The organism is Tsuneonella suprasediminis (assembly GCF_003605755.1).
Taxonomy (GTDB): domain Bacteria; phylum Pseudomonadota; class Alphaproteobacteria; order Sphingomonadales; family Sphingomonadaceae; genus Tsuneonella; species Tsuneonella suprasediminis.
In genome coordinates, this window is the sequence record NZ_RAHJ01000003.1 from 227,678 (window position 1) to 242,086 (window position 14,409).

The window sequence follows — 14,409 nt, forward strand, 5'->3', positions numbered from 1 at the left end:
CTGGGAATATAATATATGTCACGACGCTCTACTTATCTGCTTGGCGCTGCTATCTCCGTTGTTGCTTCGGTAACTGTACCCCAAACCGTGCTGGCGCAAGATAGCGCAGATCAGGCGGCCAGTTCGGCGGCCCCTGCCGGTGAAGGGGCGATTGTGGTGCTCGGCACGCGGCGGGCAGACCGCACAGTTACCGATTCCGCCTCACCGGTGGACGTGATCGGGGCGCAAGATCTGGTTGGTCAGCCAAGCGCAGATATGGTCGATGCGGTGAAGAATGTCGTGCCGTCGTTCTTTGTCGGACAAAATACCATTTCGGACGCTTCCACGTTCGTTCGCTCGGCTTCGCTCCGCGGTCTTCCGGGGGATCAGGTGCTGGTGATGATCAACGGCAAGCGGTTCAACCGTTCTTCGCTGGTACAGGTCTATGCCGGTGGCGACACCGCACTTTCATTTGGATCGCAAGGGCCGGACATTTCGTCGATCCCGTCGCTCGCCATCGCAAATTTGCAGGTTCTGCGCGAAGGTGCGACCGCACAATATGGGTCGGATGCGATCGCGGGCGTGCTGAATTTCCAGCTTCGCAGCAAGCCAGGCTTCGAAATGCAGGCGCGATATGGGCAGTATTTCGATAACGGTGGTGATGGCCAGAGCTATCAGATCGCCGGAAATTACGGGGTCGATCTCGGCTCTCGCGGGTTCATCAATCTGACCGGGGAATATAACGACAACAAGCAGACAAGCCGCGGGGTGCAGGTTCCCTCCGCGGTTTATTTTGACGACAAAAACCCCACGCTCACCGACCGGCTGCCGAATTACCCGGACCCGGTTCAAAATTGGGGATCGTCCCCCAGTCACGGTTACAAGCTGATGCTGAACGCAGCGTACGACGCGGCCGATTGGGCGCAGCTCTATGTGTTTGGCAACTATGCCAACAGCAAGGGTGACCAGAGCTTTCAGTATCGGCCTGTGTCCGACTGGGAAATGGAACGCGACAATGGCACAGACATTGCTACTGGCGGGGGCAGCGCAAATTCGGTGTTCCGCCATCCGATCTATCTGACACCGTGCCCTGATGGAAACGCGACCTGCCCGGAAGGCGGGTTTGTGAAGGACGGCAATGTCTATAACTTTTCGACCTTGTATCCCGCCGGGTTCACGCCCCGGTTTGTCGGCGAAACGACCGAAATATATGGCACAGTCGGTGCGAAGGGCGAAATCGATCAGCTGACGTGGGATTTGTCCGGCACTTGGGCGCGCCATAAGCTGGACCTGTCCATGTACAGCTCGCTCGCGCCATCTTACGGTCCGTCCAGCCAAACAGAATTCGAATTCGGGCAGTTGAGCCAGACAGAAACGAATGCGAATCTTGACCTGACTTATCCTCTGGAAGTTGGCCTTGCCAGCCCACTAACCCTGTCGGCAGGTGCGGAATATCGGAATGAAACATACGAGGCGACCGAAGGTGATCCGCAATCCTACGGGGTCGGGCCATATGGGGTTCAGGCACTTTATGTGGAAACCGCTCCCGGTGTTTTCGCGTACGACAGCGCAGTTACGATGTTTTCCGGCGCCAGTGGCTATGCTGGCACCAGCCCTCAGGCGGCAGGAAAATACTCGCAGAATAGCTATGGTGGTTATGTAGGAATCGAAGGTGACCTGACTGAAAACCTCAGTTTTGGGGCTGCCGGCCGCTATGAGCATTACGACACTTTCGGCGATGCGACGGTGGGCAAGGTCAACGCGATTTATCACCTCTCGCCCGAATTCGCGATCCGCGCGAGTTATGGCACCGGCTTCCACGCGCCATCGCCAGGACAGAACAATGTGCAAGTTCTCACCACGGCCTTCATCGGCGGGAATCAGGTGCAGACCGGCACCTATCCAGTGACGAGCGCAGCGGCACAATACTTTGGCGCAAAATCGTTAAGCCCTGAAAAGGCGACCAATTTCGGTATTGGTTTCGTGATTGAGCCGGGCAACGGCTTCACTCTCACGGCCGATGCCTACAGCATCAAGGTCAAAAATCGCATCGGATTGTCGCAGTCATTCGATGTGACAGCGGATGATGTCGCGGCAGAACCGATACTTGCCGCAGTTGGTGCAGGTGGGGCGGTTCAATACTTCACCAACGGCTTCGATACCAAGACCGTGGGTGTCGATGTGGTCGCTTCCTACAGGACGTATCTGGCAGGCGGGGCGTTGAATTTTACGCTTGCCTACAACTACAACAGAAGCCGGGTCACCGATTACGATCCGAATGTAGTTGGTAAGACCCAGTTGATCGACATTCAGTATCTGGCTCCCAATCATCGGGCGAACCTTTCAGCCAACTGGCAGCTGGGCGACTTCACGTTCAATGTGCGTGAATCGTATTACGGCGAATGGCGAAATTCGAATGATTACCCGATCCGTGAAGGCAATCTCGCGGATGGTGCGATTATCGATGGCCAGCACTTTGGCGAGAAGTTCCTGACCGATCTCGATGTCAGCTATCGCTTCATGGATCGTTACACGTTGACTGTCGGCGCAAACAATGTGTTCAACACCTATCCCGACAAAATCATGGCGACTGTGAACAATCCGATCTACACGGCGACCGGCAGTCTCGCGAATGGTTCGGTCTATCCGCGTTCGGGCGGTCCGTTCGGTATTAACGGAGGCATGTGGTACGTCCGCCTCGGCGTGAAATACTGATCCGCTGATCTTCCATCACAATTCGCGATGTGATGCTCGCTTGTAATACGGAGCCGCCCGCGTCCATTATGGGGGCGGGCGGTTTTGCGTTTCAGGTATCGCGAAGGGTTTAAAAAAAGCCCCCCACCGGCGTGGGGCCGATGGGGGTCTGATAAGGAGCGGGGCTTATTCCAGCCCTTCGGCTGTCATGATCGTGCCATCCTGAACCTTTTTGAGGTTGGCCGCCTGCACATCGTCAGGCGATGCAATAAAGCCAACTTTCGCCAGCGGTCCACCTTTGGTCCAGCTCTTGGTCCACTGGTCGATGAATTCCTTCAGGCCGGGAATGACACCAACGTGCTGCTTCTTATAGTAGACGTAGAGCGGGCGTGCGCCGGGATATTTGAAGCTGGAGATATTGTCGTAAGTGGCGTCGACGCCGTTCATCGGCAGATCCTGCAGCTTGCTCAGATTTTCCTCCAGATACGAATAGCCAAACACGCCGATCGCCTTGCGATTATTTTCGATTTTCTGAACGATGAGATTATCCTGCTCGCCGGAATCGACGTAAGCGCCATCGCTGCGTACTTCGGTGCAGACCTGAGCGAATTTGTCCTTGTCGCTTTCCTTTAACGCCTGCATTTCCGGGTTGCTTTCGCACCCTTTCTCCAGAATCAGTTCTTTTAACGCATCGCGCGTTCCGGAGGTCGAAGGCGGGCCATACATCAGGATCGGTTCGTTCGGCAGCGAAGGATCGACATCTTTCCAGGTCTTCGTCGTTTGCGCCTTGCCATAGGGTTTTGCTGCCAGCGCTTCATAAACGATCTTGGGAGTCAGGTTCATGGTGATGCCTCCCTTGCTCGACGCAAAAGCGATACCATCGAGACCGACCTGCAGTTCGATCACTTCGGTAACGCCGTTCTTCTGGCAATCTTCGAATTCCGCTTTCTTCATCCGGCGGCTGGCGTCTTCGATATCGGGCGTATTGGCGCCAAGGCCAGCGCAAAACAGCTTCATGCCGCCACCTGTTCCGGTGGATTCGATCAGCGGGCTCTTAAATTGCGGATGAGTGGCGGTGAAATCTTCGGCAACTTTCTTCGCGAATGGATAGACTGTCGAAGAGCCGACTGCGCGGATCGAGTCCCGCGTGCCGGTGCTACCGCCCGAACCGCAGGCTGTGAGTGCGAGTGCCGAGATAGCGGCGATTGCGAATGTACTGGTCGATTTCATAGCGTGAAGGCCTTTCGAAAGTCGGTCGCTTGCGCGATTAGGTCTGTAGTGTGACAGGAAAATGACGCGCGGCACGGCGCCTGCGAGTGGGGCGATCAAAAATCGATCTGGGCCCGCGCACCGATTGCATCAACGCTATAATCCCGGCTGGTGCCGGGTATAGCATGCAGGGCATCGGTGTAATCGAGCCGGGCGTAGTTGAGCAGGAACCGCACGTAGTCGATCGGTGCCCAAACCAACGATAGCTGATATCCGTTCTGTGTTCCGCCGACGATCCCCGCATCGGTGAGATCGAGGTAGTCGTAACGCAAGTTGACCTCGACTGATCCAAAGCCGCCGTTGCCAACTGGACTGGACGGTTTTGCCCGATCGAACACGCCTTTCTTGTATCGACGGGAATCACCAGGAGTCAGGAACATGCCGATTTCAGTATAGCCGCCGAAAAACGTCGGATCGCTGAGCGCGCCGGGACGGGTCAGATGCTGCCAATACCCCTCCGATGCGAAGTGGAATGGTCCGTGTATAGCCGCCGCTTCTAGTCCATATCCGATCTCGCTTTCAGCATCGAGCGCGCCGGTGTCGATGAATCTGTCTGAGGTGAAATGAACCAATGGGCGCTGGCGATAGCGAACAGTGCTCAGTTCCTGCAGGGCTGTGTAGTGCAGCGATCCGGCAAGATGCAGCTGGGTGGTGCCGATTTTGGGGAGAATAACGGCGCGACCGTCCAGCCCCCAGTTTTTATTGGACAGATCGTCGTAATTGTCGCTGAAGATTCCGCCCTGGAGCAATATGGAACCAGTTGCATATTGAAGTGCCAGCCCGACGCGCCGTTCGAAATTGAATGCATCGGTAAAGGCTGCGCGTTCCATCATCGAGGTGAAGCGACTGCTGGTGAGTTCTTCCAAACCCTGAAAATTGTTCTGCTGGCCGACTGTGACGCTTAGCCCTTTGTCCTGATAAGAGAGGATGGCATCGGTTACTTCTGTCGCTCCACCTGCAAAGTCGAGTTCCATTTTATAGCCGAACCCGCCAGGAATATCGCCTTCGACACCAAGGCGCGCGCGACGCAATTCACTGCCGAACCCATCTACTCTGCCGCTGGCAGCGGGAACGGAGGTGAAGCCAACATCGTATTGCAATCGCCCGCGCGGCTTGAAGGTCCAGCCATTGTTGTTTTCGACTTCCGGAGCCCCTTTCCATGCAATTGCGTCAGGCGGCTCGGCATTCTCGGGTGTAGATTGCGCAATGTTGCCAACAGCGGTGGTGGTCGCAGCACGCTGCTTTGCCATATCGAGCTGGGTTTCGAGGGAGTCGATACGCGCGGCCATGGCTTTTATTTGAGCCCGCATTTCCGCCAGTTCGGCACGGGTATCCTCTGATTCCTGCGCTTCGACCGGTGTGATCCATCCGATCGTGGCCGCTATAGCGAGCGCTGAAATCCCGTTCCGAATCTGCCTCACATTACAGTTCCATTGCCAGTTAATTACAATAACACGACGCCTTTATGTGCATTTTATGACGGTTACATGACTGTCTATTCGCGCGTTGAGCACCGTGTTTGAGGATCCGCCTTGCCGCCAAATTGTTACAACTGTAACGGGTGGCAACAAAGGAGAATGGTCCATGCGTATCGGCTGCCCCAAAGAGATCAAGGATCATGAGTATCGCGTTGGCTTGACCCCGGAAAGTGCGCGAGAGCTTGTCTCGCACGGACACGAGGTCTGGATCGAAACCGGTGCCGGTGCAGGGATCGGAGCTACCGATACAGAATATGTCGACGCAGGAGCGGTGATCAAAGACGGGCCGACACCTATTTTTGCCGAGTGCGAAATGGTTGTGAAGGTCAAAGAGCCGCAAGCTGTTGAGCGTAGCCAATTACGCAAGGGGCAGGTGTTATATACATATCTCCATCTCGCCCCCGATCCTGCCCAAACGGCTGATCTTCTCAAATCTGGCGTCACTGCAATCGCATATGAAACAGTCACGGGCGCGAACAATTCGCTCCCATTGCTCAAGCCGATGAGCCAGGTTGCGGGAAGAATGAGCATTCAGGCAGGGGCCAGCGCGCTGGAAAAGGCACATGGCGGGCGCGGGGTATTGTTGGGCGGGGTTCCTGGCGTGCTGCCCGGCAAAGTGGTTGTGATTGGTGGTGGTGTCGTGGGCTTCAATGCCGCTCAGATGGCGGTTGGGCTTGGTGCTGACACGACGATTCTGGATCGCGACCCGGAAGTGCTTGAACGTCTTGGAATTCATTTTGAGAGCCGGGCAAAAACGCGTTTTTCCAACACCGCTAATCTGCAGGAGGCCGTGAGCGAAGCCGATCTGGTAATCGGTGCAGTACTGGTGCCCGGAGCGGCGGCGCCGCGCCTGGTCACGCGCGAAATGCTCACTGAGATGAAGCCGGGTGCGGTGCTGGTGGATGTCGCGATTGATCAGGGTGGGTGTTTCGAAACCAGCCACCCCACCACCCATTCCGATCCCACATATATTGTTGATGGGATCGTCCATTACTGTGTTGCCAATATGCCCGGTGCAGTTGCCCGCACCAGCACTTACGCATTGAACAATGTGACCTTGCCACATGCACTGAAAATTGCCGATCTGGGCTGGCGGGAAGCCATGCGCCAGAATCCACATCTAGCTGCCGGACTAAACGTTCAGGCTGGGAACGTGATATATCGTGCCGTCGCTGAAGAACTCGGCTATGACTACGTGCCGGTATCTGAGGTAATCGAAAGTTAACCTCTAGTCTAATGAGCCTTTAAAGAGGATGGCGTTTAGATCATCCGCGTGAAAACGAGGGGGATCATTGTAGCTGTCGCAGCACTTGTGGCGTTTTGCGCTGCGCTCGCTGCTATGCATGTATCTTTTTCAAGCCAGTCTCGGGCTGGCGGATCGCAAGCACCTGATTGTTTTGCGCCCTCTTTGCCGGACGAACCTTTGGCGAAGGTGCTGGCCGATTCTGCCCGCTGGCGTTGCGATTTATCTGCTGCCAGTCTTGCGCCCAACCGCACAGTCATACGTATCCCAGTCGATCCTGACGGGACAGTACCGCGCTTTTTCTCCAGCGTGCCGATTGTCGCGGGCGATATCGTGGTGGCACTTGTCGATAAAGACAGCCGCATATTGACGGAAAAACGCTTTAGTCCCGTAGAAATCCTTGCTGCGCCGCTCGATAATCGTTTCCTGATTCCGTTGCCTGCAACGAAACGGCAAAGCAAGGCGGTGATTGTCGCTTTCGATTATCCGATCAATCCCTCTCTGTTCTTGCGTTCCCGGCTGTTGGACAGCAATCCAATAAACGAGCCCCAATCTGTTCGTCTCTTATTAGTGGTGGCCATTGTGTGTGGGCTGCTTGCGATGCCTATGGCTTACAATATCGCCTTTTATCCCGTGCTGCGGGAACGCTTTGTTGTATGGCATATAATCTTGTCTCTGGCCCTGTTGGCTCAATGCTTGCTATCCTCAGGTATTGCGATGCACTTTATCGATCTGTCGGTAGAACAGTTATTTCGCGGACAGGTGATTTCGTTCGGGATGGCTGTCGCAGCCATGTGCGCGTTTACAGAAGCATTTATCGAGCCGGGAAAATTAAACCCGGTGCTGCGTAAGATAATGCGATGGGTTCCGTTGTGGATGGTCTCAGTTGCAATGGGGCATGCTTTCTTTCCCACGGTTTTGCGCGCGATTCAGGTGAAGCTGTATTATGCCGCCTTTATTCCGGTTTTGGTGCTGTTGGTTATCTCTCTTATCAATGGTTTATATCGAGGGAGCCGTTCTGCTGAGTTGAAGCTCATCGGGCTGACGCCATTCTTTGCGATGGGCGGCATACGGCTCGTGACGATGCTATTCCCTGGCTTTAGCCCCGAAGAAGCAACGCCGATGCTCTACGTAGCAATTGTCGTCGAAGGGGCGGTCGCGACACTCGGCGTGGCGCACCGGCTTATGAATATAAAGCGCCAACGAGATGATGCCTTGGCAGAAACCCGTATCTTCGAAGACCTTGCAGAGCGTGATCCACTGACCGGCTTACTCAACCGGCGCGCTATAGAGCGCAATTTCGAACAATTGCGTGCGGAAGGGTTCAGGGTGTGTGCTCTTATCGATCTCGATTATTTCAAGTCTATCAATGACTCATATGGACATGCGAAGGGTGACGAAGTCCTTCGTTCGGTGGCAGGCGCCCTCAGGGAAGACGAAGATACCTTGGCTATACGCATGGGTGGAGAGGAATTTATGCTGCTTCTGCGAGGTTCCGATGCACGCAATCGAGCGGAAGCGCGCCGTCAGGCAATTACCCGGCATGTAGCAATCGATGTTGTTGGACTGGATCGGCCCGTTACCGCGAGCATGGGGCTGTTGGAAATGGCCGAACGGGGTCCGCAGCACGTAACATTCGAAACGCTCTATACGCGCGTTGATCGGCTACTTTACGATGCCAAGGCAGGTGGACGGAACCGCACATTTGGAGAGAAGATGGTCGTGTTTAGCGCGAGAGGCAAAGATCGCCGGACATTAAGGCGTGCCGCTTGATTATCGCTTCGTCTGACAGTTAGCTGGGTTTCCAGCCAATTTCCGCAATTCTGGCCGATTTGGGAACATCTGTCACCGCTTCGTTGATCGTCATCGTTTCGCCGGGGGCCAGTTTGGACTTGGGCGGGGCGACTTCCCAGCTATAAACGACCCGTTCCCGTGCATCGCGCAGAACGATCAGAATAGACGGGACGCGCATTGTTTCGCGACCGACATTTTTAACCGTTCCGCTGGCGCCGAAATATTCAGTGCCATTCGGCAATGTCCGCCGTTCCTGGCGGTCGGGTGGGAAGCTGAGCACAAGATCGGGCTGTCCGGCGGCGAACGTAGGCTGACTGATCGGAACCCAATCGGGTACGCCCCAATAACTCACCGCAACCACCGCCCCCAGCGCACAAGCCGCGAAAAAGGCGGCCGCGGCCGTCCATAATTTTAGCGTATTGCGTCGCGGCCTGAAGGGCGGCTCATAATCAAACTGCGACACGGCATCATCATCGTAAACTGCAACGGGTGGCGGTGGTGACGATTCGACACCCGTCGGTGCCGGTGCCACATTTTCTGGCGCAGGTGTGTCGTCTGCGTCAGATGCTGGCGGACCTTCTGCAGCAATGTCCCCGGATTTTTCGCGGGGTGAGTCGATATCCTGAGGTGTGGGCTGTTCGGTTTGTTGCGGTGCCGGTGCAGGGCGTGTTTCTGCCTGAGGCGGCGTTGTTGATTGTGATTGCGGTGTGGCCGGAGCACTCTGCGTTTCTGTTGCAATCGCAACGGCTTCCGCAGTCTGTCCTTCCTGAAACCAGCTATGTCTGCATTTCGCGCAGCGCACAGTGCGTCCTTCGACACCTATGGCGGTATCGGGCACGACATATCGCGTGGAACAAGCAGGGCAGGCGATAATCATCCTGCCTAATTCCTAGGCAAGCGTCTCGAATACAACAATAGTGACAACGGCTCAGGAACGTCGTTGATGGCTTTTTTCCACATCGAAGGGCCGCTATAGCCGCCGGGCCGATGTCCTGTGCGCTTAAATCTCCCCCGACCTGCCGGTACACCGGGCAGATACCGCGATGATCGAACGTGCGCGTGACATCGTGACGTTCGACAATGTCGGGCTGCGTTATGGGACCGACCGGGAGGTGCTGAGCGATGTCTCGTTCACGCTGCATCCGGGCAGTTTCTATTTCCTGACTGGGGCAAGTGGCGCAGGAAAAACATCGCTACTGAAATTGCTTTATCTCGCTCAGCGGCCTTCGCGCGGGGTAATCCGTCTGTTCGGTACGGATACGGTCACATTGCCGCGCAAGCGATTGCCTGCTTTCCGGCGCCGTCTGGGGGTTGTGTTTCAGGATTTCCGTCTGGTGCCGCACCTGTCGGCGTACGATAATGTCGCGCTGCCTTTGCGGGTATCCGGCGTGCGGGAGGGAGACATTGCCAAGCCAGTGAACGACATGCTTGAATGGGTGGGGCTGTCGCATCGCAGGGAAGCAAGGCCCGCGACGCTTTCGGGCGGCGAACGACAGAGGGTCGCTATCGCCCGCGCTGTGATTGGCCGCCCCGATATGCTGCTGGCTGACGAACCGACGGGTAACGTCGACCCCGAAATGGCGCTTAAGCTGTTGCGTCTGTTCGAAGCTCTCAATCGGCTTGGCACGACAGTCGTCGTTGCGACCCATGACGTACATCTGCTCCGCAAGGTTTCCGGATCGATGATTATGCGGCTCGATAAAGGGCGGCTTTCCGATCCCACCGGTGCGTTGCGTTATCCACCTCGCCGGGAGAATGCGGGATGAGTGTGGAGAAACCGCCGGTCGTCAAAGGTAGTACAGCGAAAGGGATCGCGCGTTTCGGTGGGAACCGGGCCGCTGCTCTCGTGCCTCAGGCACGTCTGGCTGGGCCGATGCCATGGGTCATGGCGATCATGATCGCGCTGACAGTGATTGCCGCAGCGGGAGGGATGGCACTGACCAACCTGACCCGCGGTGCACAAGGTGAACTCTCAGGCGCAGTGACAGTTCAGATTCTGGCTGCACAACCACAAGAAAAGGCGCGGCAGGCGGATATGGCAGAGAAAGCTCTGGCCGAATTGCCGCAAGTGACGGGACTGCGGATCGTGCCGCAGTCCGAACTCGACGAACTTTTGGAACCGTGGCTTGGTAAGAGCAGCACCGGCGATCTGGCAGTGCCGATTCCGGCACTGATCGATGTGCAACTGCGTGGTTCGGCCAGTGAAGGGCAATTGGCCGAATTGCGCGCTGCGCTTACATCTGTTGCGCCGGATGCGCGGGTCGATGCTCAGTCAGGATGGCTTCAGCCGGTATTCGGCGCGATAGAGGCGTTGCAGTGGCTGGCTCTCGCACTGGTCGCCATGCTTGCGACCATCAGTGCCGCCGCCGTCTGGCTCGCCGCGCGGAGCGCGCTGGGCAGCAATCGGGATACGATTGAAATCGTGCATCTGCTCGGTGGCACAGATGCCCAGATCGCCCGCATTTTCCAGCGTTCGATCGGATTTGATGCAGCGGCAGGGGGGGCAGTAGGGCTGGCGATCGGTATGGTGGCGTTATCTGTGCTCGGCAGCCGGTTCGCGGCGCTTGGTTCGGGCCTGATGGCAAATGGCGGGCTGCGCCCCCTGGACTGGCTGGTGATTGCAGCGATTCCGTTCGTCGGCGTCGCTATCGCAATGCTTACGGCACGCCTAACAGCTCTGGCCGCACTGAGGCGCATGCTGTGATTGTACGCTTCATCGCCTTAATATTGCTCGGCTATATGATCGGCTTCGGCGTGTTTGCGGTTGCTTTGCCGCAACCGGCGGAGGGCGGGCGTACCGATGCCATTGTTGTTCCCACCGGCTCGGCAGGCCGGATCGAACGCGGGCTGGCGGTACTCGAAAGTGGTGGCGCGCCAGCGATGCTGGTAACCGGGGTGGATCGCGAAGTAACCCGCCCGGAATTCGCCGCGCAATACTCGGTGCCTGAAAAGACGATGGAGTGCTGCGTCACCCTTGGTTTTAATGCGGTCGATACGCGCAGCAACGCCGCGGAAACGGCGGCGTGGGTTTCACGGCACGGTTATCGCTCCGTTCGACTGGTGACAGCTGACTGGCATATGCGCCGTGCAGAGGGTGAGTTGAAAGCTGCGCTCCCATCGGGTGTCACGATTATGCGCGATGCTGTGCACACGACTCCTTCGCTCCGCAACCTGTTCCTCGAATATAACAAGCTGATCGCCAGCTATCTGGCGCGGCTGATCGATATCTGAGATGCTGCATATCATGCGTGTCGTGCGTAGCCTGTTGTTCTATGTCGCATTTTATGGTGGCTCGGTGTTTGGCGTGCTGGCTGTGTTTCTGGCGCTGCCATTCGGGGCGAAGGCGTTTCGCAAGGCCATTCGGGGATGGTCCGGCTTTCATCGCAGCTGTGCGCGTATATTGCTGGGCATCGATGTGGCCGTCGAAGGCGACCCGCGGCCGCTGGAGGAGCCGGTGCTCTATGCGATGAAGCACGAAAGCTTTTACGAAGCGATCGACCTGACCATGTCGCTGCATGAACCGGGTGTTTTCGCGAAGGAAGAGTTGTTCCGTATTCCCGGATGGGGTCGTTTGGGGATCATCTATGGGCTTGTCCCCGTGGCACGGGGGCGCGGCGCCAGCACGCTCAGGAAGATGCTCTCTGCAGCCCGGCGGCTAACGGCGGAGGGCCGTCCACTCGTGATCTTTCCCGAAGGCACCCGTGTCCCGCATGGCACCCGCGTGCCGCTGCAATCGGGCTTTGCGGGGCTGTACAAGCTTGTCGGGCTGCCGGTCGTGCCGGTGGCGGTGAACAGTGGGCCATTGTATCATCGCCGGTGGAAACGCAGCGGAACGCTGACCTACCGTTTTGGCGAGCCTATCCCGCCGGGCTTGCCTCGCGAAGAGGTGGAGCAGCGGGTGTTGGATGCGATCAACGTGCTGAATCAGTGATCGCCGCGCCCGAAGTCAGGGCGGGCATCATCCTGACCCTGTTCGATAATCGACCGGCGGATTGCGCGGGTGCGGGTGAACAGGTCGAATAATGCCTGACCGTCTTCACGCCGGATCGCACGCTGTAATGCAGTCAGATCCTCCGTGAAACGGCCCAGCATTTCCAGCACGGCTTCACGATTGGTCAGGAAAACGTCGCGCCACATCGTTGGATCGCTTGCTGCAATACGGGTGAAGTCGCGGAAGCCGCCAGCGGAATATTTGATGACTTCGCTACGGGTTACGTCTTCCAGATCGGAGGCTGTGCCCACAATGGTATAAGCGATCAGGTGCGGAATATGGCTGGTGACCGCCAGGACCAGATCGTGATGCGCGGCATCCATCAGTTCGACCTTGGCGCCGAGCGCTTCCCAGAATGCCGAAACCTCCGCAATCGCATCGGGATCGGTGCCTTCTGGTGGAGTCAGAATACACCAGCGCTGGCGAAACAATGCCGGGAAGCCCGCATCCGGCCCGCTGCGTTCGGTGCCTGCAACCGGGTGAGCGGGGACGACCGCATTGTTGGGCAGTGCTTCAGCCAATGCTTGCGAAACAGCAGCCTTCGACGATCCGACATCGCTGATGATTGCCTTAGCCGGAATGGCCGCTGCCATCTCGCGCGCAACATCGGCAATCGCGCCGACGGGCACGCAGAAAATCACCAGATCGGCATCGGCAACTGCATCGGCGGCATTATCATGCACTGTGCCAACCAGCCCGCGTTCCGCCGCGCGCTGGCGCGTTTCGGGCGATGCGTCGTAACCGGTGGTCGCGACTTGTGGCAGGTATTCCGCGATCGCCAGCCCGACAGATCCGCCAAGCAGCCCCAACCCGATGATGGCAACACGTTCTATGGTCATCACGCTGCCTCCGCCGCTTGCCGGATTGCGGTTGCCACTGCATCCATATCTTCGCGCTGACCGATGGTAATCCGCAAGGCGTGGGACAGACCCTGGCCGGGCAAGTGGCGCACGGCATAGCCCGCTTCGGCGATGGCCGACAGCGCACCTTCAGCGGTCAACACTCCTTCGAACAGGACCAGCACGAAGTTCGCCTCGCTCGGCAGCGGGCGAATGCCGTGATTGCCCAGCGCTTCCATCGCTTCGACGAAACGGGCGCGCTCGACCGCGTTTTCCTTGCGGCAACGGGCAATCCACGCGTCGTCGCCCAGCGCCGCGAGCGCGGCAACCTGCCCGTGATTGCTGACGTTGAATGCACCGCGAATGCGGTTGATCATATCGATCAGAGGTGGGGCGCCGGTTGCCCAGCCAACCCGTTCACCGGCAATGCCATATGCCTTGGAGAAAGTCCGCATTACCAGCACGTTGTTGTGTCGAATGGCCAGTTCGAATGCGCCATCGTCCACGTCCTCTGCCAGATATTCGGCGTAGGCCTGATCGACGATCAGCAATACGTCTGCCGCCAGCCCAGCATGTAGTCGGGCAATTTCGTCCGCTGGCAACCAGCATCCGATGGGGTTGTTGGGGTTGTCGACGATGATCACTCTGGTCCGTTCGGTAACAGCGGCCAGCAGATTATCGACCGACGCGGCATAATCTGCATCGTCCGCCATTACCGGCGTCGCGCCGACCTTCTGAGCCAGCAACGGATAGAGTGAAAACGAGTAGCGGGAGAACAGCACTTCGTCTCCCCGACCCGCGAAAGCCTGAACAGCGCAGTTGAGCAGTTCGCCCGATCCGGTTCCGCAAACGATACGGCCAGTGTCGATGCCATGTTTTGCGCTCAGCGCCTTGCGGAGTTCGCGCGAGTCGCCATCGGGATATCGGTTGGGATGCACGGCATTGCCCATCGCGGCATGAACCGCCGGGCTGGTTCCCAGCGGATTTTCGTTTGCCGACAGCTTGATAAGCGGCTTCCCGTCCGCGCTGGCGGACTTGCCGGGGATATAGGCGTGAATGTCCTCTATCCAGGGTTTCGGCGTGGGGCTGAGATTGGTGCTGTCTGCCATCGTGAGGCGGCGC

The 14,409-nt window shown here is 57.5% G+C and carries 12 protein-coding genes and 1 pseudogene; 7 read left to right on the top strand and 6 right to left on the bottom strand.

Annotated features, from left to right (window positions below):
* Positions 1-15: 15 nt before the first annotated feature.
* Complete coding sequence (locus tag D6858_RS01210; RefSeq protein WP_120106347.1) at positions 16-2,694, top strand: TonB-dependent receptor plug domain-containing protein; 2,679 nt, start codon at positions 16-18, stop codon at positions 2,692-2,694.
* A 165-nt stretch (positions 2,695-2,859) separates the two neighbouring features.
* On the opposite strand, the gene D6858_RS01215 is transcribed toward D6858_RS01210, so the two are convergent.
* On the bottom strand, positions 2,860-3,903 hold the full coding sequence (locus tag D6858_RS01215; protein WP_120106350.1) for a substrate-binding domain-containing protein: 1,044 nt from the start codon (positions 3,901-3,903) through the stop codon (positions 2,860-2,862).
* A gap of 95 nt (positions 3,904-3,998) precedes the next feature.
* Positions 3,999-5,363 carry a porin gene (locus tag D6858_RS01220; protein WP_240623631.1) on the bottom strand — a complete coding sequence of 455 codons (1,365 nt, stop codon included), beginning with the start codon at positions 5,361-5,363 and terminating at the stop codon, positions 3,999-4,001.
* Between the two features lie 163 nt (positions 5,364-5,526).
* On the opposite strand from D6858_RS01220, the gene ald reads away from it, so the two are divergent.
* On the top strand, positions 5,527-6,645 hold the full coding sequence (gene ald / locus D6858_RS01225; protein WP_120106354.1) for an alanine dehydrogenase: 1,119 nt from the start codon (positions 5,527-5,529) through the stop codon (positions 6,643-6,645).
* 114 nt (positions 6,646-6,759) lie between these two features.
* The gene (locus D6858_RS16180; protein ID WP_120106357.1) at positions 6,760-8,436 is read left to right on the top strand and encodes a sensor domain-containing diguanylate cyclase; all 1,677 of its coding nucleotides are present in this window, start codon (positions 6,760-6,762) and stop codon (positions 8,434-8,436) included.
* 19 nt (positions 8,437-8,455) lie between these two features.
* Here D6858_RS16180 and D6858_RS16290 read toward each other — a convergent pair whose 3' ends face one another.
* The gene (locus tag D6858_RS16290) at positions 8,456-8,809 is read right to left on the bottom strand and encodes an FxLYD domain-containing protein (protein WP_420823814.1); all 354 of its coding nucleotides are present in this window, start codon (positions 8,807-8,809) and stop codon (positions 8,456-8,458) included.
* 429 nt (positions 8,810-9,238) lie between these two features.
* Positions 9,239-9,334: pseudogene (locus tag D6858_RS16295) on the bottom strand (zinc-ribbon domain-containing protein); the annotation flags it as partial.
* Positions 9,335-9,500: 166 nt separating this feature from the next.
* Here D6858_RS16295 and ftsE point away from each other — a divergent pair.
* Genes ftsE through D6858_RS01255 form a run of 4 tightly spaced genes read left to right on the top strand, consistent with a single transcriptional unit; the run spans position 9,501 to position 12,388 of the window.
* Positions 9,501-10,223: a cell division ATP-binding protein FtsE gene (ftsE, locus tag D6858_RS01240; RefSeq protein ID WP_120106362.1), complete on the top strand. Its 723-nt coding sequence runs from the start codon at positions 9,501-9,503 to the stop codon at positions 10,221-10,223.
* Positions 10,220-11,161 carry a cell division protein FtsX gene (locus tag D6858_RS01245; protein ID WP_120106365.1) on the top strand — a complete coding sequence of 314 codons (942 nt, stop codon included), beginning with the start codon at positions 10,220-10,222 and terminating at the stop codon, positions 11,159-11,161. The genes ftsE and D6858_RS01245 overlap by 4 nt, the downstream gene beginning before the upstream one ends.
* The gene (locus D6858_RS01250; RefSeq protein ID WP_120106368.1) at positions 11,158-11,688 is read left to right on the top strand and encodes a YdcF family protein; all 531 of its coding nucleotides are present in this window, start codon (positions 11,158-11,160) and stop codon (positions 11,686-11,688) included. Before D6858_RS01245 ends, D6858_RS01250 begins: the two co-directional genes overlap by 4 nt.
* Before the next feature lie 13 nt (positions 11,689-11,701).
* On the top strand, positions 11,702-12,388 hold the full coding sequence (locus tag D6858_RS01255; protein WP_120106519.1) for a lysophospholipid acyltransferase family protein: 687 nt from the start codon (positions 11,702-11,704) through the stop codon (positions 12,386-12,388).
* Here the strand turns inward: D6858_RS01255 and D6858_RS01260 are convergent.
* A complete protein-coding gene (locus D6858_RS01260) occupies positions 12,382-13,287 on the bottom strand; it encodes a prephenate/arogenate dehydrogenase family protein (RefSeq protein ID WP_120106371.1) in 906 nt (301 codons plus the stop codon). The two genes, D6858_RS01255 and D6858_RS01260, sit on opposite strands and share 7 nt — an antisense overlap.
* The gene (locus D6858_RS01265; RefSeq protein ID WP_120106520.1) at positions 13,287-14,396 is read right to left on the bottom strand and encodes a pyridoxal phosphate-dependent aminotransferase; all 1,110 of its coding nucleotides are present in this window, start codon (positions 14,394-14,396) and stop codon (positions 13,287-13,289) included. The genes D6858_RS01260 and D6858_RS01265 overlap by 1 nt, the downstream gene beginning before the upstream one ends.
* Positions 14,397-14,409: the final 13 nt, after the last annotated feature.

Bases quoted from the DNA above. Each gene is read 5' to 3' on its own strand.
- ald (WP_120106354.1), top strand. From the start codon at position 5,527: ATGCGTATCGGCTGCCCCAAAGAGATCAAGGATCATGAGTATCGCGTT.
- D6858_RS01210 (WP_120106347.1), top strand. From the start codon at position 16: ATGTCACGACGCTCTACTTATCTGCTTGGCGCTGCTATCTCCGTTGTT.
- D6858_RS01255 (WP_120106519.1), top strand. From the start codon at position 11,702: ATGCGTGTCGTGCGTAGCCTGTTGTTCTATGTCGCATTTTATGGTGGC.
- D6858_RS01215 (WP_120106350.1), bottom strand. From the start codon at position 3,903: ATGAAATCGACCAGTACATTCGCAATCGCCGCTATCTCGGCACTCGCA.
- D6858_RS01245 (WP_120106365.1), top strand. From the start codon at position 10,220: ATGAGTGTGGAGAAACCGCCGGTCGTCAAAGGTAGTACAGCGAAAGGG.
- D6858_RS16180 (WP_120106357.1), top strand. From the start codon at position 6,760: ATGCATGTATCTTTTTCAAGCCAGTCTCGGGCTGGCGGATCGCAAGCA.
- ftsE (WP_120106362.1), top strand. From the start codon at position 9,501: ATGATCGAACGTGCGCGTGACATCGTGACGTTCGACAATGTCGGGCTG.
- D6858_RS01265 (WP_120106520.1), bottom strand. From the start codon at position 14,396: ATGGCAGACAGCACCAATCTCAGCCCCACGCCGAAACCCTGGATAGAG.
- D6858_RS01260 (WP_120106371.1), bottom strand. From the start codon at position 13,287: ATGACCATAGAACGTGTTGCCATCATCGGGTTGGGGCTGCTTGGCGGA.